Genomic DNA, 24,258 nt, shown 5'->3' on the forward strand with positions numbered 1-24,258 from the left:
GCTCGACAAGTGCTTTTCCCTGGAGAGGGGGCAGCGCTAAGATAGCGGGGAACGTCTCGTTACACCTTGGCCCATGACCCTTGCCTCTGAGACCGAATCCCCGGAGCAAGCCGCGGCGGCCCCTGAGCCTGGTCGGGTGCGGGATCCGGAGTTTCCCTACGAGGTCGAAATGACCTTGATGGAGCACTTGGAAGAGCTGCGCAGCCGCCTGTTGGCCAGCGTGATCGCGGTGGCGATCTGCATCATCGCCTGCTTTGCCGTGGTGAATCGCATTGTCGCCCTGCTGGAGGTGCCCGCTCGGGGGGTTACCTTTTTGCAACTGGCGCCGGGGGAGTATTTTTTCGTTTCTGTGAAGGTGGCGGCCTACTCGGGGTTATTGCTGGCCACGCCCTTTTTGCTCTACCAAATTGCCCGCTTCGTCTTGCCGGGGCTGAGCGTGAAGGAGCGCAAGCTGCTGGGGCCGGTGGTGCTGGGATCGAGCCTTCTGTTTGTGGCCGGCTTGGTCTTTGCCTACTATCTCCTCATTCCGGCGGCGCTTAACTTTTTCATTCGCTATGGCGAAGGGGTGGTGGATCAGGCTTGGTCCATTGACCGCTACTTCGAGTTTGTGCTGCTGCTGCTGTTCAGTACCGGCCTGGCCTTTCAGGTGCCGATTTTGCAGGCGCTGCTGGGGGCGCTGGGGCTGGTGACTGCCGAGCAGATGTTCAAGGGCTGGCGCTATGTGGTTCTGGGCGCGGTGGTGGCGGGGGCCATTCTCACCCCCTCGACGGATCCCCTCACCCAGAGCCTGTTGGCCGGGGCTGTGACGTTTCTGTACTTGTTTGGCATTCTGCTGGTGAAGCTCCTTGGCAAATGAGCCGAAGCTGCATGCGCTGATCTTGGCGGCTGGGTTTTCCACGCGGATGGGAGAGCCGAAAGCCTTTCTGCCCTGGAAAGATGGGCAAACCCTGCTCTCTTACCAGATTTTTCAGTGGCGACAGGCGGGGTTTCAACCCTGGGTGGTGCTGGGATCCCAGCATTTGGCGGCAGCCCAACCCCACTTGGCAGGGGCAGAGGTGCTGGTCAATCCGGCTCCTGAGCTGGGCAAGACCCACTCCATTCGGGTAGGGGTGGAAGGGATCCCTGCCGATTTTCAGGTGCTGGCCATTTCGGCGGTGGATCAGCCCCGCCCGGCGTGGATCTACCACAGCTTGCTGGAGTACCATCTGCGCCACCGCGCTTGGGCTACTGTGCCGGTGCATCGAGGACGACGGGGGCACCCTACCCTGATCGACAGGCGCTTGCGGGAAAAGCTGTTGGATCTCCGAGAAGAAACCCTGGGCCTGCGCCGGTTGTTGCAGGATCTGGGCAGGCGGGTACAGGAGGTGGAGCTCTACACTCCTGAGATCTTCCTGGACTGCAATACCCCTGCCGATATGGAGGCCGCTGCTGCCGGTTGCGACAGCGTTGCCCAGGAGTGAGGGGATCCCCTTCAGCACTTGTCCTGCGACCGGTCGCCTCAGCGGTACCGAGCACTTCGGCGTTGCCCAGCAAGATGTTCTTCCCATTGCTCGTATGAGAAAGGGCCTTTATCCTGCCAGCACCTACGATCCTGCCTGCCCGGTCGGCAGCTACTGGGAGAGCACGATAGAAGATCCCGGCTGGCGGCATCCGGCACCTTTGCAGGAGCAGGTGAGCGCGGAGGTGGTCATTGTGGGGGGAGGATTGACGGGGCTATCGACGGCTCTGCACCTGGCCCGCGACCATGGCATCCATGCTTGTCTGCTGGAGGCGGGATCCCTGGGTTGGGGGGCCTCGGGACGCAACGGTGGCTTTTGCGGGGTGGGGTCGAGCCACCTTACCCACACCCAGATGGTGCGGCGGGTGGGCCTGGCAGAGACAGAGCGCTACTACCGGGATCAATGGCAGGCAGTGGAAACCGTTCAGAAGCTGGCGGCCAGCGAGGGCTTCTCCCTAGAGGCTCAGGGACAGGGCTGCTACGCAGTGGCCCATCGTCCACAGGCATGGTCGGAGTTAGAGGCCGAGTACCAGATCTGTACTCAGGTGGCGGGCTACCCGGCCCAGCTCCTCAACCCCAAAGAGCTGCGGGAACGCGGCTTCAACAGCCAAGAGAACCACGGCGCTTTGCACATCGGGGTGGGGTTTGGCCTCAACCCCCTCAAGCTCACCCAAGGGCTGGCCCAAGCGGCCCACCGGTGGGGGGCGAAGCTGTACAGCGGCAGTCCGGTCACGGCCTGGGAAAAGGTGGGATCCCAACACATCTGTCACACGCCGGGAGGAACGGTGCGCGCTCGACACTTGGTCATCGCCACCAACGGCTACACCCCAGAGGCCCTGTATCCCCAACTGGCGGGATCCCTGCTGCCGGCACTGTCCAACATCCTGGTCACCCGACCTCTGACGCCTCAGGAGCAGAAAGCGCAAGGGTGGTGGAATCCGACGCCACTCTACGACATGCGGCGGCTGCTGTTTTATTACCGCCTACTGCCGGATGGGCGTTTGCTGTTTGGGGGGCGGGGCGGCACCCGCGATACCCCGACGGAGCGACGGCAGTTGCGCGCTTGGATGACCCGACAGCTCTATCGTCTTTTCCCTGCTTGGGAAGGGGTGGAGATCGAGTACGCCTGGAATGGACTGGTCTGCCTTTCTCGGCAGTTTCACCCCCATATTGGCCCTTCGCCGGCGGATCCCAGCCTGTGGTACGGCTTGGCCTATCACGGCAGCGGTGTGGCCACAGCAGTGTGGGCGGGCAAAATGCTGGCCCAGGAGATCGCCGGGATCCCTTCCCAGATGAGCGCTCTGTTTCGCCAGCCGCCCCGCGCTTTCCCTTTGCCCTGGTTACGGCTGCACTATCTGCGGCTGGGGTATCTTTGGTGGCAGTTGACGGATGGATAGCCTCTCCAAGTGTGCGGGGGATCCCTCTGTTCGGCGGAGAAGTCCTGCCCTAGTCTGGTCGTAGTTGGGTGGAAACCATCGCTTGTTGTTGCTCCCGAGGTATCCAGTGCTGCTCACGTCTTGCCATCGGCCCAGTCCAGATCCGTCTCCTCTCCAAACCCAATCGGCAACCTGTCGCCGCCAACGGCTTTCGCAAGCGGGGCAGCGGCTGGGGTTTGCTCTGCTGCTCAGCCTACCCACCATGTTTTGGCCTTGGCCCCCCGGATTTGCCCAGATTGCCGGATCCCTTCTCAGCCCTTTGGTGGCGGCTTGGATCCGTTCTGAGGTGCAGAGGGTCGATAACCTGCAGGTACAGATTGCCGGCTCCGACGCCCAGATTTTGAACGGGCAGATCCCTCAAGCCCAGGTGTCGGGAGACAACCTCAGCTATCAAGGCTTTCAGATCAGTCATCTGCGGCTGCGGGGCCAGGATATTCGCCTCAATGTGGGCGAAGCCATCCAGGGACGGAGCCCGCTGCGGCTATTGGCCCCTGTGCCGGTGCAGGTGAGTTTACGCCTTACCGAGGAAGACCTGAACCGCACCCTTCAGGCTCCCCTCATCCAAGCCCAACTGGCCCAGGCCCAGGTGCAGTTGCCCGTTGGGGGCCAAGTGGTGCCCTTTCTCATCCGCCAGCCTCAGGTCACGCTGGAACAGGGTCGGCTGCGCATCCAGGCTAACCTGACCACTCCGGAAGGGGTGGAAGCGCCGGTGACGGTGCTGACCGGCCTAGAAGCCCAAGGCCCCAACCGGTTGCGGCTGGTCAATCCCCTTTGGGTGAGCGAAGGCCAAGAGATCCCCATCCCCGGCCTGGCCGATTTCCCCATTCAGTTGGATCCGGGCGTGCGCATTGACCGCCTGGAGGTGCAGCCCGGCCAAATCCTCTACGAAGGGATCCTGACCATTTACCCAGAAGTCGCAACCGTGCCGCAGGGATAGTTCGCCTGGGCAGGACGGAGACCTTTCCCGTTCAGCAACGGGTGTGATCGGGATCAATCTCAAAGGGTGTGCCTCTGGGCGAGGATCCCTCTAGCGGTGAGCGGGAAAACCCTCTGCGGGCCAAAAGCGGTGGCGTGGGAGTGGTGTATTGAGGTGAAGCCATGATCCAGGGCTCCCAGAGGCAGCCATCCAACTGCAAACTCAAACCCTTAATCTGCTGGGCGCTGCTGCTGATTTTGTCGGTTGGTTTTTTGGGGGGATGTGCTGGCGACCCAGTTTCCACGGTGCCTCTGGACGGCACGGCTGTCGGCACGCGGACGGCCACTCCCGAAGGCCGATCCTTTTCCGATATTCAGCCTGGTCGGGAGCCCCGTCTGAAACACCTTTGGGCCAGTTTTGTCATCACTGCTGAGCAACTGCAATCCGCCCGCGAGGCTCCCGTTTCGCTCCATCCGCAGGCCATTTTTCCCTGCACCGACTGCGAAAGCCTGCCGGGATCCCCGCCCCCCACTGCTTCCCCCGCTCCAGGCACCTACCGATCTGACCAGCTCACCTTCTCCTTCCGGGTTGAGCCCAACGAGACGTCCACCCGCCTCAGGGGTAGCTTTCACCTGGATACCACCACGCCTCTGATCCACCCCGGCGCAGGGGTGCGCTTGGTAATCCAACGGGCTTTCTGGGGGGAAGACCCGCTGGAACCGCTGCCACCTCCCCAGGACTTTCACCCTCAGCAGATCATCCGAGGCCAGTTCCAGGAGCGCAGTTGGATCCTCCCTTTCTCCCTGCCGCATCCCCCTGCCGGTGAAGTTTTGCCGCCGCTGCGGCTGGAGGTTGTCCTTACCTCGCCAATCCCACCCGATTCCGCCCCCTTTCAACGGGGTAGGCCGCTGCCGCCGCCTCCGGGCCGGCTATATCACGGGGCTGCTTGGCCGGGCATTCCCACTTGGGATCAGCTCTTGTCCTACCGCCAGGCCATTGGTCAACCCCCCGCCTGGGCAGCCGTGGATCACCTCTGGGATCCCCGCCAGGACTTTCCACAGCAGTTGGCCAGTCGCCTGCGGGAAAGCGGCTCAGTCCCCTACCTGCGCCTGCGGCTGGATCCGGCCCAACTTTCTGCCTTGGCCAATGGGGATCACGATGAGACCTTGCGCTCTTGGGCCCGCGGGATCCAGCGCTTTGCCACCCCCATCATCCTGGCCGTCGTTGTTGGCGACGGGGATCCCGAACGCGCTCGCGGTAGCGGTGGGGAGCCCTTTGGTGGGACGGAGTCCTCGCTGCAACAACGGGCCTACCAACACCTGATGCAAACCCTACGCTCTGTTCGCGTTAGCGGGACGGAGTCCTCGGCCAATTTGCTCTGGGTGGTGGAGCTGGACGGAGAAGATGCAGAGGCCGTGTCCGCCTGGGCTAACTTCCCTGGGATGGACTGGCTGAGCCTACAGGTAACGGGGGATCCCGCCGCTTTTGAACCGCTGTACCGCCGCCTTGAGGCCCTCAACCCGGAAGTGCCTGTGGTGATCCGCGGGCCGGCTCCGGGCTCAGCAACCTCTCAACCGCTGCTGGAAGGTCTGGAGGCGCAGCGCTGGCCTCAGGTGATCGGCTGGAGCTGGACTTTAAGCCCGGACGGGATCCCTCCTGCAGCCGCACAAGATTGGCGGCAGCATCTGCAACAGGGGGATCCCCAGATATGGCTGGGGGAAATGCGGGTGCAGCCCCCGCCCAGCCCCCTTCCCTCGCCCAAGCTCTGAGAAAGGACGACCTGTCTGGAAAAACCTCCTGGAAAAGTCGATAATAGGCCAGCCCGTTTTACCCTTTCTGCCGAAATTGTGGCCCTGATCCCCTCATCACCTCCCCTGTCCCGCTTCGCCCAGGCCATCCAGCAGGGGGAATTTCTGCTCACCGCCGAGATCACCCCCCCCAAGGGATCCGACACCAGCACCCTGCTGTCTTTGGCCCAGCAGCTCAAGGGGCGGGTGCATGCCATCAACATCACGGACTCCAACCGAGCCATGGCCCGCATGAGCCCGTTGGCGGCCTCGGTGCTGTTGCATCAGGCGGGTGTTGAACCGATCCTGCAGTTGGCCTGTCGAGATCGCAACCGTCTGGCCCTGCAAGGGGATCTGTTGGGGGCCTCAGCCCTTGGCCTGCGCAATGTGTTGGCCCTCACCGGGGATCCCATCCACATCGGCGATTGCCCCGATGCCCGCCCCGTATTCGATCTGGAGTCGGTGCGCTTGCTGCAGCTTATCCAACGGCTGAACAATGGCCTCGATTGCAATGGCAAACCTCTCCCGGATGGGGGCACGCATCTGTTGCCGGGGGCAGCAGTAGAACCCCAATCGGGCAGCTTTTCCGGCCTGGAGCGGCGCTTCCACCGCAAGCTGGAAAACGGAGCCCAATTTTTCCAAAGCCAGATGGTCACCGACTTCGAGCAGCTGGAGCGCTTCATGGATAAGTTGGGCCGTCCCGCCGGCAAGCCCATTTTGGCTGGCATCTTTTTGCTCAAGTCGGCCAAAAATGCCGAGTTTATCAACCGCAACCTGCCAGGAGTGAAGATCCCAGACGGGATTATCCAGCGGCTGGCCAACGCCGCCCACCCCCTCGAAGAAGGGATCCGCATTGCCGCCGAACAGGTGCGGCAGGCCCGCCAAATCTGCCACGGGGTGCATCTGATGGCCGTCAAAGCCGAGCACCTCATCCCCCGCATCCTGGATGAGGCCGGGATCCCTCCCCTGACCCACTAGCTCAAGACCTGCTCCAGCCCGTAGACCAAACCTTGAAGCTGCAGCACCTTGCGGATCCCCAGGATCACCCCTGGCATAAAAGCTATCCGATCCGTGGTGTCGTGTCTCAACGTGAGGGTTTGCCCCATCCCACCAAAGATGACCTCCTGGTGGGCGATCAACCCCGGCAGACGAACGCTGTGAATGGGGATGTTGGGGCCAGAGAGCCCTCCCCGCGCACCGGGGATCAGCTCTTTTTCTTCCACTGAGGACTCCGTCCCGCTGTCGCGAACGGGCGGGTTAAAGGCCTTGCCCAATTGCCCCAGCCGTTGGGCCGTCTGCAGAGCCGTGCCGCTGGGGGCATCCGCTTTGCGGTTGTGGTGCAGCTCGATGATCTCGACATGGTCAAAATACTGGGCCGCCTGCAGCGCCATCTGCTGCAGCAAAATCATGCCGATGGCGAAATTGGGCGCGATTAAACAGCCCACACCCGACTTGTCCGCCAGATCCCGCAGCCGCTCCACCTGCTCCGGCGTCAGGCCCGTCGTCCCCACCACCGGGCGTACGCCAAAGGCAATGGCCGAGCGAACATGTTCAAAGGCCGACCGAGGATGGGTAAAGTCCACCATTACGCCGCGGCTGCTGCGCTGCGACAACCTCAGCAACTGCCCCGGCAGGTCGTCGGTAATCTCCACCCCCAGGGATCCCAGGCCCAGCACCTCGCCAATATCCGAGCCCAATTGCGAGCGGGCTACTGCCCCCACCAACCTCATGTCGGGCGTCTGGGCAACGGCTCGCACCACCTCCCGCCCCATTTTGCCCAGGGCCCCCACCACCAAAACCGGGATGGGGGATTGGGCCGCTCCTGGAGTTGCCAACCCCTGAGAGGGGTCTGTACCACTATCGCGATCGACCGGATCAACCGATGTTGTCACCCGCTGCTGCCCTCATCCAAGCTCTACGAAATGACTGCGAAAGCGGGGGATCCCTGCAGATCCATCACAGCTTCACCTCGATATCTACCCCTGCCGGCAGATCCAGCTTCATGAGAGCATCGATGGTTTTGGAAGAGGGGGAATAGATGTCGATAATGCGCCGGTGGGTGCGGGTTTCAAAATGTTCCCGCGAGTCCTTGTCGGTGTGGGGGGAGCGCAGCACACAGTAGATGCGGCGCCGAGTAGGCAAAGGAATCGGGCCAACCGGCACGGCGTCGGTACGACGAGCCGTATCCACGATTTTGTCGCAGGAAGTATCCAGCAGCCGATGATCGTAAGCCTTCAGGCGGATACGAATTTTCTGTTGAGTCAAGGTAGGCATGGCCGGAGAGCAATCCAGAAAAAGGGGGACTCAAAAAAGCTGGCAGGGAAAGTGCTCCGCGCCACTATCGCAACTGAGTTGGTCTGGGGCCGTCGGCACTCAATCCCTGCCGAGAAAAAGCAGCTTACTTCAGGATCTTGGAGACAACACCCGCTCCGACGGTACGGCCACCCTCGCGGATAGCAAAGCGCATCCCCTGCTCAATGGCGATGGGCTGGATCAGCTCCACCGTCATCCTGACGCGGTCACCAGGCATCACCATCTCTGGCTGGGATCCGTCATCAGCCGTGAAGGAAGAGATGGTGCCGGTTACATCGGTGGTGCGCACATAGAACTGAGGACGATAGCCGGCAAAGAAGGGCGTGTGGCGACCTCCCTCCTCTTTCTTGAGGACATACACCTCAGACTCGAAGTTGGTGTGAGGAGTAATGGTCTTGGGCTTGGCCAGCACCATGCCGCGCTCCACTTCGTTCTTCTGAATGCCCCGCAACAGCACACCAACGTTGTCGCCGGCAATCCCTTCGTCGAGGGTTTTCTGGAACATCTCCAGGCCGGTAACGGTGGTAGAGCGAGTTTCCCGCAGGCCCACCAATTCCACCGTTTCGCCCACTTTGATGCGGCCCCGCTCGATCCGGCCCGTGGCCACCGTGCCCCGACCGGTAATCGAGAAGACATCCTCCACAGCCATCAGGAAGGGCTTGTCCACATCCCGCTCAGGCGTGGGAATGTAGGAGTCCACCGCATCCATCAGCTCATAAATTTTGTCCACCCAAGGATCTTCGCCCCGCTGGGTTTTGGGGTTGGCGGTCATTCTTTCTAGGGCTTTCAGCGCCGATCCTCTGATGATGGGAACGTCGTCGCCGGGGAAGTCGTATTTGGAGAGGAGCTCCCGCACTTCCAGCTCCACCAACTCCAGCAACTCTGGATCGTCCACCATGTCTTCTTTGTTTAGGAAGACCACCAAGCTGGGCACCCCTACCTGACGGGCCAACAGGATGTGCTCCCGTGTTTGGGGCATGGGACCATCAGCTGCAGACACCACCAAGATGGCCCCATCCATCTGAGCCGCGCCTGTGATCATGTTCTTCACGTAGTCGGCGTGGCCGGGACAATCCACGTGGGCGTAGTGACGGTTGGCAGTCTGATACTCGACGTGGGCGGTGTTGATGGTAATGCCGCGAGCTTTTTCCTCTGGCGCTGCGTCGATCTCATCGTACCTTTTGGCTGTGGCCTGACCCAAAGCGGCCAAGGTGGTGGTGATGGCAGCCGTCAGGGTGGTCTTGCCGTGGTCAACATGGCCGATGGTGCCAACGTTGACATGGGGTTTGGTGCGTTCAAACTTAGCGCGTGCCATGAATCATCACTTCCTTTTTGGTTTCAGTCAGCTACTCATTTCCTTTGTTTTTGGCAATGATGGCTTCGGCGATACTGCGAGGAACTTCCTCGTAGTGGCTGAACTCCATCGTGAAGGTGCCTCGACCCTGGGTCTTGGAGCGAATGTCGGTGGCATAGCCAAACATCTCCGCCAACGGAACTTTGGCATTGACTTTGGTAATGCCGCCTTCTGTATTCATCCCCTCCATCTGGCCGCGGCGGGCGTTGATGTCCCCGATGACATCCCCCACAAAGGCTTCAGGGACTTCCACCTCGACCTTCATCATCGGCTCCAGCAGGGTAGGGCTTGCCCTGCGAGCGGCCTCCTTCAGAGCCATCGAACCGGCGATCTTGAAGGCCATTTCGCTGGAGTCTACCTCGTGGTAGGAGCCATCCACCAGGGTGGCGCGGATGTCGATCAAGGGATAGCCCGCCAGCACACCGGATTCGCAGGCTTCTCGGATCCCTTGCTCGGCTGGCCCAATGTATTCTTTGGGCACAACGCCACCCACAATCTTGGAAACGAACTCAAATCCTGTACCCGGCTCCGCCGGCTCTAGGTCGATAACCACATGGCCGTACTGGCCGCGGCCACCACTCTGGCGAACAAACTTGCCTTCCACGCGGCTAACCGGCTTGCGAATGGTTTCGCGGTAGGCCACCTGTGGGTTACCAACATTGGCTTCTACGTTGAACTCCCGCAGCATCCGATCCACCAAGATCTCCAGGTGCAGCTCGCCCATCCCAGAGATGATGGTTTGATTGGTCTCGGGATCCACAGACACGCGGAAGGTGGGATCCTCCTTGGCCAGGGCCTGCAGGGCCTTGGAGAGCTTATCGATATCGGCTTTGGTTTTGGGTTCTACCGCTACTGAGATCACCGGCTCTGGGATAAACAGAGACTCCAGGATCACCGGCGCATTTTCGTCGCAGAGGGTGTCTCCGGTGGTGGTGTCCTTGAGGCCCACCACAGCTCCCAGATCTCCTGCCCGCAGCTCATCCACGTCCAAGCGTTCATCGGCCTTCAGCACCACCAACCGCGAAATTCGCTCCTTCTTGTTCTTGGTGGAGTTGAGCACATAAGTACCTTTGGTCAACACCCCCGAGTAGACGCGAATAAAGGTGAGATCCCCGTACTTATCACTCATCAACTTGAAGGCCAGGGCGGAGAAGGGCTCATCGTCGCTGGCACGGCGGGACACTTCTGAGCCATCTGGCAGCACCCCCTTGATGGCCGGAATATCCACAGGCGAGGGCAGGTAATCCACCACCGCATCCAGCAGCATCTGGACTCCCTTGTTCTTGAAGGCAGAGCCACACAGCATGGGCACAATTTGGCCGCTGATCGTGCCTTTGCGCAGACCCGCCATCAAGTCGGCTTCGCTCAGATCTTCTTCGGCGAAGTACTTTTCCATCAGAGCTTCGTCCGTCTCGGCCACTGCTTCCACCAGCTTGGCCCGATACTCTGCCACGAGATCTTTCATCTCCTCAGGGATGGGGGCCGGACGAATGTCTTTGCCGATCTCATCCATATAAATGCGGGCTTGCATCCGCACCAAGTCAACAATGCCGCAAAACCCGTCTTCGGCACCGATGGGCAGTTGGATGGGCACAGCATTGGCCTTGAGGCGCTCCCGGATCTGGTTGTAAACCTTGAGGAAATTGGCCCCCATGCGATCCATTTTGTTGACGAAGGCAATGCGGGGCACATTGTAACGATTGGCTTGCCGCCAGACGGTCTCAGACTGAGGCTGCACGCCGCCCACCGAGTCAAAGACGGCGATCACCCCATCCAGCACCCGCATGGAGCGCTCAACTTCAATGGTGAAATCGACGTGCCCAGGAGTATCGATGATGTTGATGGTGTACTCCGGTGCGCCGGAGAGGGGCTGGGAAGGATTTGCGGGATCCCGCTTAGTCCAACGGGTGGTGATGGCCGCAGCGGTGATGGTGATGCCCCGCTCCCGCTCCTGGGCCATCCAATCGGTGACCGCAGTTCCGTCGTGAACTTCGCCAATTTTGTGCACCAGACCGGAGTAGAAGAGAATCCGCTCTGTGGTCGTGGTCTTGCCAGCATCGATGTGAGCCGCGATGCCGATGTTTCGGACTCGTTCTAGGGGAACTGTGCGTGCCACGTCAACCTCCCAATCCTCGTCGCCCTGCGACTTGGGCAAACTAAAAAATCCTTTACAATTCTAATCTTTTTTGCCGATTTTTCTCCACCTCGCTGGAACTCGGGCTGGGCAGAACAGGGATCCCAAAAGTCTCCACTGCTCCGCCAGGCTAGTTCAGTAGCGGTAGTGGGCAAAGGCCTTGTTGGCCTCGGCCATGCGATGCACCTCTTCCCGCCGTCGAATGGCGCTGCCGGTTTCGTTGGCTGCATCGATCAGCTCATTGGCCAACTTGGCGGCCATGGTGCGACCTGGACGAGTGCGCGAAAAGGTCACCAACCAGCGCAGCGCTAGGGAAGTGCCCCGTTCTCCTCTCACCTCCACAGGCACCTGATAAGTGGCTCCGCCCACCCGGCGGGCTTTCACCTCCACCAGTGGGGTGGCGTTGCGAACAGCATTTTCCAGCAAGGGCAGTGGGTCTTGGCCAGTGCGCTCCCGCACAATGTCCAGAGCTTCATAGAGGATCCTGGCAGCCAGGGATGCCTTACCCCTCATCATCAACTTGCGGATCAGCATGGTAACCAGACGGCTCCCATACTTGGGATCCGGGGGCACATCACGACGAGGGGCACGGTTGCGGCGAGACATAGGAGCTGGGTTGCTTGTTCAGATGGGGATGGCAGAAAGAAAGATGACGAGTGGGATATGGAGGGTTGAGGGTGAGGGCAAAGCTATTTTTTCTTGCCAGCGGCGGCTGGAGCTTGGCCCGGCTTGGGCCGTTTCGCCCCGTATTTGGAGCGGCCTTGTTTGCGGTCTTTGACCCCTGCAGCGTCGAGGGTGCCCCGGATAATGTGGTAACGCACGCCGGGCAAATCCTTAACCCGCCCACCGCGAATCATGACCACAGAGTGCTCCTGCAGGTTGTGGCCGATGCCAGGAATGTAGGCAGTGACCTCAAAGCCGGAAGTGAGGCGAACGCGAGCCACTTTTCTCAGGGCCGAGTTGGGCTTTTTGGGCGTTGTCGTGTACACTCGGGTGCAAACCCCCCGCCGCTGTGGACAAGCCTTCAGGGCAGGAGACTTGGTCTTGCGAGCGGCAACGCTGCGCTCCTCACGGATCAGTTGCTGAATGGTGGGCATGGGCTGGCAGAGAAGGTCACGACTTAAATTTTAAATTATCCGGTTGAATTATCCGGCGATATTGAATCCTAGCAAGGCGGGATCCCAGCGTCAACTTGGGGATGGACTGCTGGGCTGTTAGCCTGGCCGAGTCTGAATTTCGGCCTCGTTCCCCCCTTGCCTCAGCTTTTTAGGAGACTCTGCACACCAGAAAGGATCCCTAGCAGACGATGGGCTGGTTAGATTGGTGGATTGTGCCTCCATGTCCGCTTTGCCGGCGCCCTGCCAAGGCCGTGTTCTGTCAAGACTGTCAAAGGCGGTTGCAGGCGGAGCGCCTTGCCACTTGGCCAGTCACCACCTCGCCTTGGCCACTTTACGCCTGGGGGATCCACCGGGGGGCGCTGCGCAGGGCCATCTACTGCCTGAAGTACGAAGGACAACGGCGCATTGGCTCGGTTTTGGGAGAATGGCTGGGATCCCGTTGGGTCGAAAGCCAGTCCACCTCTTTAGGCTCCCCTGGGGCCTACACGGTGGTGCCCATCCCTCTGCATGCGGAGCGGCTGCGGCAGCGGGGCTACAACCAGGCGGCTTTGATCAGCCAAGCTTTTTGCGAGCGGACGGGTCTAAGACATTTACCTGACGCTCTGGTGCGGGTGCGGGCCACAGCGGCCCAACATGAGCTCAACCCCCTGCAACGCCAGCAGAACTTGGCAGGCGCCTTTGCTCTCAAGCGCGCTCCCGCCACGCCGGTGCTACTGGTGGATGACATCTACACCACCGGCTCCACCGTCCAAGCGGCGCAGCAGGTCTTGGTCGCTGCCGGGATCCCGGTGGCCGGAGTAGTTGTCGTCGCCCAAACCCCAAAAGCTGCCTGTCCAGCCTGGCCCGGAACCCTAGCCCCTATCCCGCCTCCAGCAGATTAAAGGCCGTAACAAACATAAAGTCACAAAACTCGCGCACCAAGTTCGGATCCCGCCAGCCCTTGCGGGTTTCCTCCCGCAGCACTTCCAGGGCCTGTTCGGCGGTCAGGGCCGGTTTGTAGGGGCGAGGGGAGATCAGAGCGTCGAAGATGTCGATCACCTGAAAGACGCGGGCCAACAGAGGGATCTCTTCGCCTGCCAGCCCATCCGGGTAGCCGCTGCCATCCCAACGCTCGTGGTGGTGGCGGATGATCGGCAGCACATCCTGCATGGTGCGCAAGCCCCGACAAATGTCTTCGCCGATCAACACATGGGATTTCATGATCTCCCATTCTTCCGGGGTATGCTTGCCCTGCTTGCACAAAATCGCATCCGGGATCCCGACTTTGCCGATGTCGTGCAGGTAGCCGCCCCAGCGCAGGGCCTTGACCTGTTGACGAGACAGCCCCAAGTAACGGCCAAACTGTTCCCCCATGACCACCAAGCGTTCGCAATGGTCACCCGTGGTGGGATCCCGGCTCTCCACAGCGCGGGCAATGGCAAACAACACCCTGGCAGCGTGATCCAGGTCTTCGTTCAAGCGCTTTTGGTGGATGGATGAGCGTACCCGCGCCAGCAGCTCCACGTGATCGAAGGGCTTGGTCAAAATGTCGTCGGCCCCCACCTGCATCCCCATCAGGCGATTGGAGCGGTCGGTCAGGGCAGTGATCAGCACAACGGGGATCAGGCGGGTCAGCTCATTGGCCTTCAGTTGCCGGCAGACATCGAACCCGCTCATGTTCGGCATCAGCACATCCAACAGCACCAAGTCTGGCCGAAGCCGCTCCACAGCCTCCAAAGCCTCTTCGCCGTTGGTGGCCTCGCTCACGCGGAAGTGGGCCGACCGCAACAGCTCACCGATGTAGAGGCGGCTGCTGGCCTGATCGTCCACCACCAAAACATGATCCGCCTCCGCCAGCTTCGGGTTTAGACGGGGAAAGGGGGTGTGAGTCAGGCGGGAGTTCATGGCGGCCAAAATCTAGTCTTGCATCGAGTACGAGCTTTCCCCCTCAGCCGGATTCGGCGCAACCCCACAGGGGATCCCAGTCCAAACACTTGGCGGTAGGATGCCAACAAACTCAAACGGCATCCCTCAGCCCTCGTATCTAGACACACTCTACACCCAGGTTTTTAAGACTGTACTCCGCAACTTCGCTGAACCTACTGCCCTCTTTGCAGGGCTGCCTGATGGGGATCCACATTGAGAAACACGGTGGCATCGCCCTCGACGCGGATGATGCGCAAACGGGGCAGCGAGCCCGTCGGGTTTTGGATGCGCTCTTGCAGCTTCTCGTAGAACAGCAGATCCGCCAGTTGCGCGTTCTGCGCTGCCGCTTGTCCTTTCAGCTCAATGGCCCGCTGGTTGGCCGCCGCCAAGATCAGCAGCCGCTCGGTCTCTTTTTCCTGAATTTGCGCCCGCACTGCCGCCGTTTGTGCTGTAATCGAGGCCACCTGTTTGCGTTCAATCGAGTCTCTTAAGGCTTGTGGGAAATTGGGGTTGCCCAGAAACAGGCCCTCCACCTGCACCAGAGGCAGGGTTTGGCCATCGCGGTTGACAGTAGGCATCTCTTGGCGAATCAAGTCCAGCGCTCGTTGTTCGATGGCAGCCCGCTGGCTTTTCCGGTAGAAGTCTTCCGAATCGAAAGAGGCGGAGATATCCCGAATTTTGGAGCGCACCACTGGCACCACCACCGTGGAAAGATAGTTCTCGCCGATGCTGGCGTGCAGCTCGTCCAAAGTGGCGAGGTTGGGCTTGAGGGCAATGGCCACATCGATGACAAAGGCTTGTCCATCGGCGGTGTTCACGGTGATGGCGTTGCTGATGGCATTGGCCGAGGCGGGGTTGTTGGTAAACTCCCAAACGCGGGTGAGCACGGTGTAGGTGATCGGCGTTTCGATCCCCGGGATCCGGAAGATGGCCCCTGGCAGTTCCACCCGCCCCTTCTGCAACCCGGAAAAGGTATTGAACACTACAGTGGCATGTCCGGGCAAAGTGACGTACAGGCAAGCGCGGAGCACTCCCAGGGCCGCCAAGACGGCGATCCCTCCTACGGTTAACCAACCCACTCTGCTTTGGGGTGTTTCTCCTGTTGGATACATGGTGGCTGCTCCCGTTCGAGGGTCGGTGAGAAGAGCTGAAGAAGCTGGGGCTGAGCCAAAAGGATTGATTTCCTAATTGAGTTATCTATTTGGTGATCAAAGTTTCCAGGCGGGATCCCAGTACCGCAGCTTTCACCACCTCTAAGTACTGCGGATTTTGGGTGAGGGCCTGTGCTTTGGCTCTCAATTGACCGGCTTCTGCCTCCGCTTGAGAAATGATGGCGCGGGCATCTTGGCGGGCCTGCTCGATCTCAAATTGCTTTTGCGCCAGTTGATTTTCGGCAATGGTCTTTGCCTCAATGGCCGCTACAAAATCAGGATCGAAATCCACATCCCGCAGCAGAAAATCCAAAACCTCGATGCCGTATTCCTTCAGCAGAAGAGCCACCCGTTCGCGGATTTGGCCCTGGAGCAGCGGGCGCTCCGTGGAATACAGAGCCTGGGCAGAAAAGCCGCTGGTCTCATTCAGAATGACCGACCGAACAATGGGAGCGATGCGATCCAGGTAATTTTCCCCCAGTTGCGTATAGACCTTGGGGGCGTCCACAATGCGAAACTGCAGCGTCGCCTCAGCCGCAATCTGCTGCCCATCCTGAGAAAGGGCCACCAGCCGCGGTGCGTAGGCGGTCGGGTCGTTGTCTTTCCAGGTCAGAGCTTGGGTTTTTACATCAAAAATCACCGTGCGAGAGACAAAAGGCGGCACCCAATGCAGACCTGGCTGCAAAGCCATCGGGCTCACCCCCCCTCCCCAGGTGAACACCACCATATTTTCTCCGTTGCCCACCAGTCGCAGCGGCCTGCCCATCGCCACTAGGATCAACACGGCTCCGGCAAGGGTGGCCTTGGGCAACCAGCGACCAACTCGCCTTTCCCAACCTTCTGCTCGCATCTCCCCATCTCCTGCGCATGCAGCCATTCTCGCGGCTGTGGGGAAATGAGGCTGAGAAATCGCCGCTATCTTTTAAGTTTTCTCCAGGGATCCCGCGAGAGATCCCGCGCTTGCTCGCCCACTGTTCTCAACGATGTCGAGAACTCTACAAAGTTTACAAAAGATCACTTCATACTTTGCAAAGACCCGTGACGGACAGGCGAAAAGGGAAGAAGATTAAAACATAATAAAGATTTGGGTTGCCGTTCATGCTACCTACTGTCGACTACGAGCGGCGAGACATCCAGGTGCCACCCTCGTGCATTCCCGCTGCCGCCCAGGCCTTGATCCGGCAGGGGGTATCCATCTGCTGGCGGGAAGAGAGCCTGTCTGCCCTAATTCGTCTCGGATCCAAAGGCGCCGCCGACCGGGCCGCCATTTTGCTGGTGGAAATGAGCCTCATGGGCCAACCTGAGGAGCTAAAAAGCTGGCTGGAGATGTGCTGGCAACTGCCCGCTTGTCCCAGGGAACCGCTGCAGGTGTAGGGGTACCCTCTGTGGACGAATGCGGGATCGGCTTCTGTAGCTATTCCTCTGTAGCTACTCTGAACATGTCTAAGACATCCCCCGCCGCCTTGCCCTGCTAGCCTCTCTCCCACTTTGTTTGGGAAGCTGCAAGCTTTTTTGCTCGAATTCTACCGAGTTTGTACCCCAGACTACAGCGCTGCTCAATCCAATTGTGACCTCAAGGTTTGCACTCCCCGCCGCGACCAGCTTACCGCTCCAGACCGATCGGCTACGTAGAGGGGTCGTTGTTTCTGCCGGAACCAGGTGACCACCGTCTCGCCGACAGAGCCAGAGCTAATGCCCGCCTGCACCTGAAAGCGCTCCAGGAGATCCAAAATCAGGGATCCCCCGTCCCACCACAGCCAGTCGATCTGGGCCGGCATCAGCGGGGATCCGGTTAGCTCGGCTTGCACATGGGTGCCGGCAGAGCCCAGCAGCAGCCAATGGGATCCCTCTGTTTCTAAAGTCAACACCAGGGGGTTGGTGTGGATGGCCTGTAGGTTCAACCGCTGCGACACCGGGATCCGGTCGGCAGGCTGCAACACTCGATAGGGGATCCCGGCAGCTTGCACAGCACTGAGGGAGCGCAGGTAACTTTCGGAAGCCGCATTAGCCCCTCCCCCGTCCCAGAATTGCCCAATCGCGTTGGCGGGACGTACTCCTTTGGAGAAAGCCGACAGCAGGATCTCCCAGCCGCCATTGGCAGAGCCGGCGGAGGTCATGGCCACCGCCCCGTCCAGACGGTGCAAGCCCTGCTGCCGCAAAAAGGGCAACACCGTGCGTTCTGCCAAACGGGGATCCCCGCTGTTGAGCAAGAGGTGGCGCCCTTCCGCTTGAATGGCCAGGATGGGAATTCGTCCACTGGCCAAGGCGGTAATTTGGACCGGCGGCCCCGGCCACATCCTTGGACCCAGGAGGATGGCGGCCATGATCAGGGCTGTGCCCTGCCAGCGGAAGGCCTGTCGCCACCGCGGCCAAAAGGTTAGGGCCACCAGCGCCCCGTAGAGGAGCAGGCACTGGAGCAGGGAGACCCGGCCGGTGTAGTAGGAACTCAGAGGCCAGCTGGCCATCCAGTTCACCCAGTTGATCAGAGGCGTGATCAAAAACGTCAAGGGCCGGGCCAGCAGGGATCCCAGCCCCGGCCAGAGCAAAGCCCCAAACGCCACCCCGAACCCCGCCACCAGCAGCGGCACCAGCAGAATCAGCAGCAGCGGGTTGGCCAGCAGCGAGTAGGTGGGGATGCGGCCAAAGATGGCCACTTGCAGCGGCAAGGTCCAGATCTGGGCTGCCAGCGGAACGGCCAAGGCGGTGGCCACAGCCGGAGGCAAAAAGTCCAGCCGGGAAACAATTGGGGCTGTTCCGACCAGCAGGCCCAGGGTGGCGGCAAAGCTGAGCTGAAACCCCAGGTCTGTAATCCACAGCGGCTCGTAGATTAAGAGCAAAACTGCCGCCACCAGTAGCGTCCCCAGGGGATTGAGCTTCACCTTTCCTTCCAGGCGCGGCTCCGTCAGCACCAGCATGGCCGCCGCCCCCATCAGTGCCGCTCGCAACACCGAAGGGCTGAACCCCGTCAGGGCGGTATAAAGCCCCAGCACCGCCAGGATGCTCCCCTGCTGCAGGCGCACCGCCAACCGCCGTGTTAGGACAAACACCACCCCCACCAACAGCGACACATGAAACCCAGAGGCGGCCAGCGCATGGGCCATGCCGATTTCCCGGAAGGCATCCTGCAAGTCGAAATCCAATTGGGCGGCCCGGGATCCCAGCACCAAGGAAGCCAACAGATTCCCCTGCCGCTCCCCCAATCCAGCAACGAACGCCTCTCGCACCCGCCGCCGCAACACCCAGCCCCCCCAACCTCTTCCCCCCGGCTGCAGGATCACCTCACGGGCGCTGAAGCCGGCAAAAGCCCCCTGGCGCTGCAGGTAGGCTTGAAAATCAAAGCTGCCCGGGTTCAAGGCCGGACTGGGAAGGTACAGGGATCCCGTCAGGCGCACCCGTTGGTTGGGGTGGAGATCCTTGTCCTGGAGGGCCTCAGGGCCGGTGGTGACGTAGAGCTTGCCGCTGACCTGGCGGGCCGTGGAGTCGGCGTTGAGCACCTGCTCTGCTCTCAGCCAAAATTGCCGCCGTTCGCTGCGGGTGGGACGAGGTTCCGAGAGGACGGTGCCCACCAAGTTCATCTGCTGCTGGGGGGCCAACAGGCTGATATCCGTCGGCCCGGGAAAAGGCTGCCGCCAACCCAGGTAATTCCAAGCCAGACACCCCACCAGACCCATCGCCAGCCAAGTGCGGGCCAGACGCGGTTGCCGCCGGCACAGCAGGGATCCCGCCAGCCCCAATCCCAGCAGGATCCCCCAGCCCCACCCGGCAGCCTGGGGCCAAGCCCGCACCAGCAGGCCCAAGATCCAGCCCAACCCCAGCAGATAGGTTCTTTCCATGTGCCGCAGACCCGTCTGCCCCCCACTGTACCGATGTGGTCAAGCGGGATCCATTGCGTTGTCTTAACCTTGCTCGCCTGCCGAAAGAATTGTATTAAAGGATACTCTTTCTCGACCTTGGCAAAGGGAGTGTAGATTAGGGCTGGTCGCGCCAGCGGGATGTAGTCCTTGGCAGTTTCCTGCGCCGGCATCCTGAAAACGACCCTAAAACGACCCTAAGTTATCTGTCCCCTTCCCCGCTGTTTCCCCTAGACCCTATGCGCATCCGATCCATCCGCGTTCTCAGTGGCCCCAACTACTGGAGCATCCGTCGTCATAAGCTGATTCAAATGCGGCTCGATCTGGAAGACTTGCAGGAGCGACCCACCAACACCATCCCGGGTTTCAAAGAAAGGTTGGAGGCCCTGTTGCCGGGACTGTGGGAACACCAGTGCTCCCGCGGCTGCTATGGGGGATTCTTGCAACGGGTGGAAGAGGGCACCCTCATGGGCCATGTGGTGGAGCATGTGGCCTTGGAACTGCAGACTCTGGCCGGCATGAAAGTGGATTTTGGCCGCACCCGCGAAACCTCCACCCCCGGCACCTACAACGTGGTGTTCGAGTATCAAGAGGCAGAGGCCGGGCGCTTTGCAGCCAAAGCTGCAGTCTACCTCTGTCAGGCTTTGGTGGATGGAGAAGACTACCGCCGCGACCTGGAGCTGGACATCCAAGAGTTGCGAGAGATCCGAGAGAACGTCCGCTTCGGCCCCAGCACCCAAGCTTTGCTGGACGAGGCCGCCCTGCGCGGGATCCCCTATCTGCGCCTCAACAAGGGATCCCTGGTGCAACTGGGGTACGGCGTCTACCAAAAGCGCATCGAAGCCACCACCACTGAAAAAACCAGCATCATTGCTACCGACCTGGCCGCCGACAAGCGGGCCACCAAAGAACTGCTGCAGGACATGGGGATCCCGGTGCCCAAGGGCTATACGGTGCGTCGCCGCAGCGAGTTGGCAGCCACCATCGAGGATGTCGGGGGCTTTCCGGTGGTGATCAAGCCCCTTAACGCCAACCACGGCAAGGGCATCACCGTCAACATCACCAGCCTGGAAGCCGCCGAGATCGCCTACGATGCCGCCAGCCAATACTCCGATGTGGTGTTGGTGGAAAAGCACCTGGTGGGGGATGACTACCGCCTGCTGGTGATCAACAACAAGCTGGTGGCTGTGGCCAAGCGGATCCCAGCCTATGTGGTGGGAGATGGCCGCTCCACCATTCAAGAGCTGATCGACGAAGTCAACAGGGATCCGCGGCGGGGGTTTGGCCACGAAAACGTGCTGACCCAAATTAGCGTTGACGACATGACCCTGCGTATCCTCGAAAGCAAAGGCTACACCCTGGATACGGTGCTGCCCAAAGGAGAACATTGCACCCTCAAATCCACCGCCAACCTGAGCACCGGAGGCATCGCCGTCGATTGCACCGATATCATCCATCCCTACAACGCCTTCATTGCCGAACGGGCAGCTCAGATCATCGGCCTGGATGTGGCGGGCATCGACCTCATCTGCCCGGACATTGCCCAGCCCGTCAACGAAACCGGTGGCGGCATTGTCGAGGTGAACGCTTCTCCGGTGCGCATGCACCTGGCCCCCAGCGAAGGGATCCCGCGCAATGTGGCTGAGCCCATCATCGACATGCTCTTTCCCCCCGGCAGCCACACCCGCATCCCCATCCTGGCCGTCACCGGCACCAACGGCAAAACCACCACCACCCGCCTGATCGCCCACATCCTCAAAGGCATCGGCAAGCGGGTCGGCTTCACCACCACCGACGGCGTTTACATCCAAAACCATCAAATTGCCAAGGGAGACATGACCGGCCCCCACAGCGCCCGCCTGGTGCTCAGGGATCCCACCGTAGAAGTGGCGGTGCTGGAAACGGCGCGAGGCGGCATTTTGCGAGAGGGGCTGGGGTTTCCGGAATGCGATATTGGCGTGGTGCTCAACGTAACCTCAGATCACCTGGGGTTGGGGGATATCGAAACCCTAGAAGACATGGCCCGCGTCAAATCCGTCTTGGTGGAAGCGGTACACGAGCGGGGCTACGCCGTCCTGAATGCCGATGATGGTCTGGTGGCCGCCATGGCCGCCAATGTCAAGGCGACAGTGGCCTATTTCAGCATGAACCCGGAAAATCCCCTCATTCAAAAGCACATTGCTTCCGGGGGCATAGCAGCTGTCTATGAAGAGGGCCACATCTCAATTTTGAAACGGGGCTGGAAACTGCGCATAGAAGATGTAACCAAAATTCCCCTCACCCTCTCCGGCAAAGCCAGCTTCATGATCCAAAATGCCCTAGCCGCCACCTTGGCAGCCTTCCTGCACGGGGTTTCCATCGACGACATCCGCATGGCGCTGGGCACCTTCACCAGTTCTGTAGCCCAGACCCCCGGTCGCCTCAACTTGTTTGATGTAGGGGGCTACCAGGTGTTGGTGGACTATGCCCACAACCCAGCAGGTTACGAAGCCATTCAAAGTACCCTGGAGCGCTGGGATTGCCAACGAAAAATTGGGGTTATCGGCGGGCCTGGGGATCGGCGCAACAGCGACCTACGAGAGCTGGGAGTCTTGGCAGCGCGCATGTTCGACCGAGCCATTGTCAAAGAAGATGATGACCGGCGAGGACGGGAACCAGGCGAGGTGGCCGCCCTAATCCGGCAGGGTTGGGAACAGGAAAAGGCAGGGGATCGTCTGCAGGAAATCTTGGATGAGGCAACTGCTATCGAAACCGCTCTGGAGAAAGCCGAACCCGGAGACCTGGTGGTGATCTTTCCGGCGGATGTACAGCGCACCATCCAGATCATCACCCGCTTTCAAGACAAGCTCAACCCCAAACCCAGTTACCGCGGCTCTTCCTACAGCATCGGCCCAGATTTGATCTCCCCCAGCCCTGACGGCAAGCCATCTTAGGACGGCTGTCGACAACTCCCCAGTACTCCATCAGTTGCTTCCGTTCTTCGGACAGGTATTGCGATATTGAGTGGGTGGAGATGACCCATGAGTTCTCGGCAGCGATATCCTAGGTTTAGGCTTGGCGGGGGCAGGGCAGTTTGTCTCTTCTCTTAGAAAGAAGCAGGTGTAAAGAAGCAGGTGTTCGGCTTGAGGGATCCCCGGCTTTCAAGGGGCCCTAAGCATCTCCAAAAAAAGCCTGAGGACGTCAGGGATCCAAAAGGGCTTGAGGATCCTATCCCGCTAACGAGCAAGGACTCCGTCTCGCTGACACAATGGGAAGGTCGTTAGGGTAGTCGTGAACTTGGCAAGGTAGGAAAACAGCTCATGGACAGCGCTCTGCTTCAAGCGGCTCGCCAGATTTATCAATTTCATCTGCAGCATCGACCGGAAGTGCTGGAGCAACCCCCGCGGGGAGTAGTCATCCACCGCCGTACCCTGCGAGGGGATCTGATCTTTTCCGAGTTCCCCATCCTGCTGCCCCAGGAAACTTTTATTCCGCTGCAGCAATTGGAGCCGCTGCGGTGAGGCACAAGGAGCTACGCTGACAGAGCAGATCCTTCCTTTTTCTGCCTTTAGGGACTCCGTCCTGCCGACGCGATAGGAATGGCTGCCATGCTCGAGGTTCTCCCCTACTGCACAACGCTCGCATGATGTGGCTGAGCATGATGTGGCTGAGCAGCGCCGACGCCAACAGAATCTGGGAGCTGCGCCTGTTGGCCTGGGTGCTGGTACTGGTGCTGGGGGCCTGTGTGGGCAGCTTCTTGAACGTGGTGGTCTATCGCCTGCCGCAGGGTCTTTCTCTGCTCCATCCCGGATCCCATTGTCCAAGCTGCAAGACGCCGCTGGGCCCCACGGAGAACATTCCCATCCTAGGCTGGTTGTTGCTGCGCGGTCGCTGCCGCCATTGTGGAGCGCAGATTAGCTGGCGCTACCCTGCCGTTGAGGCGTTGACAATGGGCCTGTTTGCCCTCAGCATCGGCGCTTTGGGGTTTTCTGCCCAAGGGATCCTCACCTGCATCTTGTTGAGCTGGCTGTTGGCCCTGGCGCTCATCGATCTGGATACCTTTTTGCTGCCGGAGGAGCTGACCCGTTCAGGCCTGGTGGTGGGGCTTTTGGCCCGCCTGGCTCTGCCGTGGCTCCAGGGATCCGGATCCCTGGCCGCTACAGGCCTGTCACTGGTGGAAGGGATTGCAGGAGCTGTGCTGGGCCTCTGGCTGCTGGAGGGCATTGGCCTCTTGGCCCGTTGGGTCTTGGGGCGGGAGGCTATGGGCGGGGGAGATGGCAAGCTGTTGGCCCTGATCGGCATGTGGTTGGGCTGGCAGGGGGTGGTGGTGGCCCTTCTTTTGGGTTCCGGGTTTGGCCTGCTGGCTAGCTTGCTGGCCATGACCAAGGGGCGGGCCCGCCTGGGAAAGCCCATCCCTTTCGGCCCCTACTTGGCTATGGGCGGAGGGGTAGCCGCTCTAGCCGGATCCCAACTGGTGGAGGGCTACCTGCGCTGGCTTGACCTGGTGGGGTAGAGGGAACGTCCATTCAACATTGGATACTTCATGTTTCGGGATCTATGACTTCAAACTGATCGGGAAAAAGAATGAGATTAAAATATCGAAAACCTCCTACCAAGCTCAAATCTGGAACCGCTAAATCAACCGCATAGCCTTCAGTGGGATCTGAGTAACATTCCACAATGGATCCCTGAGTTCCAGCAGGAATAGTGGTCTCGCTGAAATACTCCTTGACATCTGCCACAGTTTTGACTCTACTGTATGGCTTGATTCTAGAAGTGGTTTTACTCATCATTGTGTACCTCTAGCCAATTGGTG

The 24,258-nt window shown here is 60.3% G+C and carries 22 protein-coding genes; 11 read left to right on the plus strand and 11 right to left on the minus strand.

Annotated elements, in window-relative coordinates; translation table 11 throughout:
- Window positions 1-169 precede the first annotated feature (169 nt).
- From tatC to NW843_RS00135, 4 genes are all read left to right on the plus strand, one after another.
- The gene (gene tatC, locus NW843_RS00120; protein WP_238376970.1) at window positions 170-856 is read left to right on the plus strand and encodes a twin-arginine translocase subunit TatC; all 687 of its coding nucleotides are present in this window, start codon (window positions 170-172) and stop codon (window positions 854-856) included.
- Window positions 846-1,460, plus strand: a complete 615-nt coding sequence (locus tag NW843_RS00125) for a nucleotidyltransferase family protein (protein ID WP_414343123.1) — start codon at window positions 846-848, stop codon at window positions 1,458-1,460. Before tatC ends, NW843_RS00125 begins: the two co-directional genes overlap by 11 nt.
- On the plus strand, window positions 1,447-2,895 hold the full coding sequence (locus NW843_RS00130; RefSeq protein ID WP_414521745.1) for an NAD(P)/FAD-dependent oxidoreductase: 1,449 nt from the start codon (window positions 1,447-1,449) through the stop codon (window positions 2,893-2,895). The genes NW843_RS00125 and NW843_RS00130 overlap by 14 nt, the downstream gene beginning before the upstream one ends.
- Window positions 2,896-3,001: 106 nt before the next feature.
- Entirely contained in the window at window positions 3,002-3,871 is an 870-nt protein-coding gene (locus NW843_RS00135; RefSeq protein WP_414521746.1) for a DUF2993 domain-containing protein, read from the plus strand.
- A 31-nt stretch (window positions 3,872-3,902) separates the two neighbouring features.
- On the opposite strand, the gene NW843_RS00140 is transcribed toward NW843_RS00135, so the two are convergent.
- On the minus strand, window positions 3,903-4,034 hold the full coding sequence (locus tag NW843_RS00140; protein WP_414521748.1) for a hypothetical protein: 132 nt from the start codon (window positions 4,032-4,034) through the stop codon (window positions 3,903-3,905).
- Between the two features lie 73 nt (window positions 4,035-4,107).
- On the opposite strand from NW843_RS00140, the gene NW843_RS00145 reads away from it, so the two are divergent.
- Window positions 4,108-5,619, plus strand: a complete 1,512-nt coding sequence (locus NW843_RS00145; protein ID WP_414521749.1) for a hypothetical protein — start codon at window positions 4,108-4,110, stop codon at window positions 5,617-5,619.
- A gap of 78 nt (window positions 5,620-5,697) precedes the next feature.
- Window positions 5,698-6,615, plus strand: coding sequence for a methylenetetrahydrofolate reductase (locus NW843_RS00150; protein ID WP_414521750.1), 918 nt, complete (start codon window positions 5,698-5,700; stop codon window positions 6,613-6,615).
- Here NW843_RS00150 and dapB read toward each other — a convergent pair.
- The 6 genes from dapB to rpsL form a co-directional block, all read right to left on the minus strand.
- Entirely contained in the window at window positions 6,612-7,472 is an 861-nt protein-coding gene (dapB, locus tag NW843_RS00155) for a 4-hydroxy-tetrahydrodipicolinate reductase (RefSeq protein ID WP_414521763.1), read from the minus strand. The genes NW843_RS00150 and dapB overlap by 4 nt on opposite strands.
- Before the next feature lie 121 nt (window positions 7,473-7,593).
- Complete coding sequence (gene rpsJ / locus NW843_RS00160) at window positions 7,594-7,911, minus strand: 30S ribosomal protein S10 (protein ID WP_414328725.1); 318 nt, start codon at window positions 7,909-7,911, stop codon at window positions 7,594-7,596.
- 124 nt (window positions 7,912-8,035) lie between these two features.
- Window positions 8,036-9,265 carry an elongation factor Tu gene (gene tuf / locus NW843_RS00165; RefSeq protein WP_414399300.1) on the minus strand — a complete coding sequence of 410 codons (1,230 nt, stop codon included), beginning with the start codon at window positions 9,263-9,265 and terminating at the stop codon, window positions 8,036-8,038.
- A 31-nt stretch (window positions 9,266-9,296) separates the two neighbouring features.
- Complete coding sequence (gene fusA, locus NW843_RS00170) at window positions 9,297-11,420, minus strand: elongation factor G (protein ID WP_011432555.1); 2,124 nt, start codon at window positions 11,418-11,420, stop codon at window positions 9,297-9,299.
- A gap of 153 nt (window positions 11,421-11,573) precedes the next feature.
- Complete coding sequence (rpsG, locus tag NW843_RS00175; protein ID WP_011432554.1) at window positions 11,574-12,044, minus strand: 30S ribosomal protein S7; 471 nt, start codon at window positions 12,042-12,044, stop codon at window positions 11,574-11,576.
- 83 nt (window positions 12,045-12,127) lie between these two features.
- Window positions 12,128-12,535 carry a 30S ribosomal protein S12 gene (gene rpsL / locus NW843_RS00180; protein ID WP_011432553.1) on the minus strand — a complete coding sequence of 136 codons (408 nt, stop codon included), beginning with the start codon at window positions 12,533-12,535 and terminating at the stop codon, window positions 12,128-12,130.
- Window positions 12,536-12,744: 209 nt separating this feature from the next.
- Between rpsL and NW843_RS00185 the strand changes: the two genes are divergently transcribed.
- Complete coding sequence (locus NW843_RS00185) at window positions 12,745-13,437, plus strand: ComF family protein (RefSeq protein WP_414521751.1); 693 nt, start codon at window positions 12,745-12,747, stop codon at window positions 13,435-13,437.
- On the opposite strand, the gene NW843_RS00190 is transcribed toward NW843_RS00185, so the two are convergent.
- The 3 genes from NW843_RS00190 to NW843_RS00200 form a co-directional block, all read right to left on the minus strand.
- Window positions 13,415-14,440, minus strand: a complete 1,026-nt coding sequence (locus NW843_RS00190; protein ID WP_414521752.1) for an HD-GYP domain-containing protein — start codon at window positions 14,438-14,440, stop codon at window positions 13,415-13,417. The genes NW843_RS00185 and NW843_RS00190 overlap by 23 nt on opposite strands.
- A 194-nt stretch (window positions 14,441-14,634) precedes the next feature.
- Window positions 14,635-15,573: a prohibitin family protein gene (locus tag NW843_RS00195; RefSeq protein ID WP_414521753.1), complete on the minus strand. Its 939-nt coding sequence runs from the start codon at window positions 15,571-15,573 to the stop codon at window positions 14,635-14,637.
- Window positions 15,574-15,658: 85 nt separating this feature from the next.
- Window positions 15,659-16,462 carry a prohibitin family protein gene (locus tag NW843_RS00200; RefSeq protein WP_414343102.1) on the minus strand — a complete coding sequence of 268 codons (804 nt, stop codon included), beginning with the start codon at window positions 16,460-16,462 and terminating at the stop codon, window positions 15,659-15,661.
- Between the two features lie 248 nt (window positions 16,463-16,710).
- On the opposite strand from NW843_RS00200, the gene NW843_RS00205 reads away from it, so the two are divergent.
- Window positions 16,711-16,986 (plus strand): hypothetical protein, encoded by a 276-nt coding sequence (locus NW843_RS00205; protein WP_414521754.1) that lies wholly within the window; start codon window positions 16,711-16,713, stop codon window positions 16,984-16,986.
- Between the two features lie 182 nt (window positions 16,987-17,168).
- Here NW843_RS00205 and NW843_RS00210 read toward each other — a convergent pair whose 3' ends face one another.
- Entirely contained in the window at window positions 17,169-19,445 is a 2,277-nt protein-coding gene (locus NW843_RS00210) for a ComEC/Rec2 family competence protein (protein ID WP_414521755.1), read from the minus strand.
- 257 nt (window positions 19,446-19,702) lie between these two features.
- On the opposite strand from NW843_RS00210, the gene cphA reads away from it, so the two are divergent.
- From cphA to NW843_RS00225, 3 genes are all read left to right on the plus strand, one after another.
- Complete coding sequence (cphA, locus tag NW843_RS00215) at window positions 19,703-22,396, plus strand: cyanophycin synthetase (RefSeq protein ID WP_414521756.1); 2,694 nt, start codon at window positions 19,703-19,705, stop codon at window positions 22,394-22,396.
- Between the two features lie 366 nt (window positions 22,397-22,762).
- Window positions 22,763-22,963, plus strand: coding sequence for a hypothetical protein (locus tag NW843_RS00220; protein ID WP_414330572.1), 201 nt, complete (start codon window positions 22,763-22,765; stop codon window positions 22,961-22,963).
- A gap of 137 nt (window positions 22,964-23,100) precedes the next feature.
- A complete protein-coding gene (locus tag NW843_RS00225; protein WP_414521757.1) occupies window positions 23,101-23,955 on the plus strand; it encodes a prepilin peptidase in 855 nt (284 codons plus the stop codon).
- The last annotated feature ends 303 nt before the right edge of the window (window positions 23,956-24,258 follow it).

The organism is Synechococcus sp. R5-12, from assembly GCF_047502655.1.
Taxonomy (GTDB): domain Bacteria; phylum Cyanobacteriota; class Cyanobacteriia; order Thermostichales; family Thermostichaceae; genus Thermostichus.

Coding starts and splice junctions, on each gene's coding strand:
- tatC (WP_238376970.1), top strand. CDS start 170: ATGACCTTGATGGAGCACTTGGAAGAGCTGCGCAGCCGCCTGTTGGCC.
- NW843_RS00140 (WP_414521748.1), bottom strand. CDS start 4,034: ATGGCTTCACCTCAATACACCACTCCCACGCCACCGCTTTTGGCCCGC.
- rpsJ (WP_414328725.1), bottom strand. CDS start 7,911: ATGCCTACCTTGACTCAACAGAAAATTCGTATCCGCCTGAAGGCTTAC.
- tuf (WP_414399300.1), bottom strand. CDS start 9,265: ATGGCACGCGCTAAGTTTGAACGCACCAAACCCCATGTCAACGTTGGC.
- rpsG (WP_011432554.1), bottom strand. CDS start 12,044: ATGTCTCGCCGCAACCGTGCCCCTCGTCGTGATGTGCCCCCGGATCCC.
- rpsL (WP_011432553.1), bottom strand. CDS start 12,535: ATGCCCACCATTCAGCAACTGATCCGTGAGGAGCGCAGCGTTGCCGCT.
- NW843_RS00185 (WP_414521751.1), top strand. CDS start 12,745: ATGGGCTGGTTAGATTGGTGGATTGTGCCTCCATGTCCGCTTTGCCGG.
- NW843_RS00190 (WP_414521752.1), bottom strand. CDS start 14,440: ATGAACTCCCGCCTGACTCACACCCCCTTTCCCCGTCTAAACCCGAAG.
- NW843_RS00195 (WP_414521753.1), bottom strand. CDS start 15,573: ATGTATCCAACAGGAGAAACACCCCAAAGCAGAGTGGGTTGGTTAACC.
- NW843_RS00200 (WP_414343102.1), bottom strand. CDS start 16,462: ATGCGAGCAGAAGGTTGGGAAAGGCGAGTTGGTCGCTGGTTGCCCAAG.
- NW843_RS00205 (WP_414521754.1), top strand. CDS start 16,711: ATGCTACCTACTGTCGACTACGAGCGGCGAGACATCCAGGTGCCACCC.
- NW843_RS00210 (WP_414521755.1), bottom strand. CDS start 19,445: ATGGAAAGAACCTATCTGCTGGGGTTGGGCTGGATCTTGGGCCTGCTG.
- cphA (WP_414521756.1), top strand. CDS start 19,703: ATGCGCATCCGATCCATCCGCGTTCTCAGTGGCCCCAACTACTGGAGC.
- NW843_RS00220 (WP_414330572.1), top strand. CDS start 22,763: ATGGACAGCGCTCTGCTTCAAGCGGCTCGCCAGATTTATCAATTTCAT.
- NW843_RS00225 (WP_414521757.1), top strand. CDS start 23,101: ATGATGTGGCTGAGCAGCGCCGACGCCAACAGAATCTGGGAGCTGCGC.